Genomic DNA, 2,131 nt, shown 5'->3' on the forward strand with positions numbered 1-2,131 from the left:
GCGGGGGGGGGCGGGGGGGGGCGGGGGCGCCAGGCGGGCCGGGGCGCCGCCGAGCGCCTGGCCAAACTGATTATATTCGCACATTGCGGTTTCCTTATTGGGGATTTACAGGCAGCGTACGCGCTCGCTGGTTCCATAAAAAGTGCCATTAGAGTATGTTTTTATGGGGCCACGAGGAGGCAATATGAATATACCGGACGAGGGGTTTTTACGCTGTTGACGCAGGGGATGCGGAACCGCACGGTCGAAACCTTACAGCGCGCCCTTTACCACACCTTACGTGACGCTATCCTGCAGGGAACCCTGACGGCCCGCTGCCGTTTACCCGGATCGCGGGTGATGGCCGAACGGCTACACCTGTCGCGGAATACGGTCAATGCGGCACTGGAACAGCTGGCGCTGGAGGGGTACCTGACACGGAGCCGTCAGGGAACGCAGGTGGCACCACTCGCCTCCTGCCGCCAGGAGGCGGGTCAGATGCCGCCCGTCGTGCTGCCTGAGCGGCTGCAAAGGCTGCCAGCCGCGATGCGCCGCGACTCACCGACGCTGGCATTTACTCCAGGCATGCCGGCGGTAAACTATTTCCCGCTGCCGCTGTGGCGGCGACTGATGGATAACGTGCTACGCGAAGATGGTAGCGCGCTGCTGGGTTATGGCGAAGCCGCGGGCGATCCTTTGCTGCGAGAGGCTATCGCTCGTCATCTGGCGCTCTCCCGGGGCATCCGGTGCGATATCCGGCAGATCGTCATCACCGAAGGCGCGCTGGAAGGAGTCAACTTATGCGCCTCGCTACTGACCAACCCGGGCGACAGCGTGTGGCTGGAAGAACCGGGGTACCTGGGGGCGAGGAGTGGCTTTCAGCGGGCGGGACTGCGGGTCAGAGGAATGGCTGTCGACGATGAAGGGATGTGTATTGCCAACGGCGCCGCGGAGCCGCCCCGGCTCATTTTCACCTCTCCTTCACACCAGTATCCCTGTGGGAGCATCATGAGCGCCGGGCGCCGTCTGGCGCTCGTGGAATATGCCCGCCGGCACGGGGCGTGGATTGTGGAGGATGACTACGACAGCGAGTTTCGCCATAGCGGAGAACCGATCCCGGCGATGCTGGGAATGGTGCCTGATGCCCCGGTGGTCTATCTCGGCACCTTCAGCAAAACGCTGTTTCCGGCGTTGCGTATCGGTTTTATGGTTATGCCGCCCGCGCTGGCGGATGCTGCTCAGGACGCCATTGGCGCGCTGCTGCGCGGGGGACACCGTGCTGAACAGCGGGCGCTGGCCAGCTTTATCGAGAAGGGACACTATGCGCGCCATCTGGCAGCGATGCGCCGCCTGTACCGTAAACGTCAGCAACAGCTGCGCGAGGCGCTGGCGCAAGAGATAACCGTGCCGTGCGACGTTCTCGGCGGGGGAGGGGGGATGCACCTGACGGTGGCGATGGAGGGCGTTAATGACCGGACGCTTGCGCAGCAGGCGCGCCAGTTTCAGCTGGCGCCCGCCGCGTTAAGTCATTTCTATCTCGACCCGCAGCGAGCGCGGAGCGGACTGGTGCTTGGGTATGGCAATACCTCTGCTTCTCGCTATCTCCCGGCGCTGCGGACCCTAAATCGCCTTATTGCGCAGCACCGGCGCGCGTGAGGGTAAAGACATCGTAGAAGGAGAGCTCGCCTTTGGTGGCGACCATCTTTTTGAGCTGCGCCTTCTGCTCGCTATCGACGTCTGGCGACTGCAGGATACGGTCGATCAGCTGCCGGGGGACAAAGCGGGTGTTGTACCATTCCCCGTTGTAGCACACGCGAAAGTCGAGGACATCGATATCCTCGTAGCGATAGCGTGGATAGACGTCAAAGAAGAAAAAGGCGTTGAACAGAATGAACAGCACCACCAGCAACCAGACCGAGTCTACCAGCGTTTCAGAGCGCAGCATGACCACCAGCGTCGCCAGAAACGCGGCATACATGGCAACAAACAGTCCCGGATGGTTGCGGATAAAACTGATGCTAAAACGCGGGCGATTATCGCGTTTTTCCTGGACGTTGAGTTCGTCAATGGTGTGAATCAGCAGGCGTTGTATTTCTGTCATCTTGGTCCTCGAATTCTGCAATGAGCCTGCCGCGCCCGGCGGACCAGGCGC

The 2,131-nt window shown here is 61.7% G+C and carries 2 protein-coding genes and 1 pseudogene; 1 reads left to right on the plus strand and 2 read right to left on the minus strand.

What is annotated here, in order from left to right:
• The coding region (locus tag HMPREF9538_RS33415) for a hypothetical protein (RefSeq protein ID WP_416352774.1) at nucleotides 1-84 on the minus strand (84 nt) is incomplete at its 3' end.
• A gap of 100 nt (nucleotides 85-184) precedes the next feature.
• Between HMPREF9538_RS33415 and HMPREF9538_RS05740 the strand changes: the two are divergent.
• Nucleotides 185-1,635 (plus strand): annotated as a pseudogene (locus tag HMPREF9538_RS05740) (PLP-dependent aminotransferase family protein).
• Here HMPREF9538_RS05740 and HMPREF9538_RS05735 read toward each other — a convergent pair.
• Nucleotides 1,610-2,080 carry a YlaC family protein gene (locus HMPREF9538_RS05735; RefSeq protein WP_002892026.1) on the minus strand — a complete coding sequence of 157 codons (471 nt, stop codon included), beginning with the start codon at nucleotides 2,078-2,080 and terminating at the stop codon, nucleotides 1,610-1,612. The pseudogene HMPREF9538_RS05740 and the gene HMPREF9538_RS05735 sit on opposite strands and share 26 nt — an antisense overlap.
• Nucleotides 2,081-2,131 lie beyond the last annotated feature (51 nt).

Source organism: Klebsiella sp. MS 92-3, assembly GCF_000195655.1.
Classification (GTDB): Bacteria; Pseudomonadota; Gammaproteobacteria; order Enterobacterales; family Enterobacteriaceae; genus Klebsiella; species Klebsiella pneumoniae.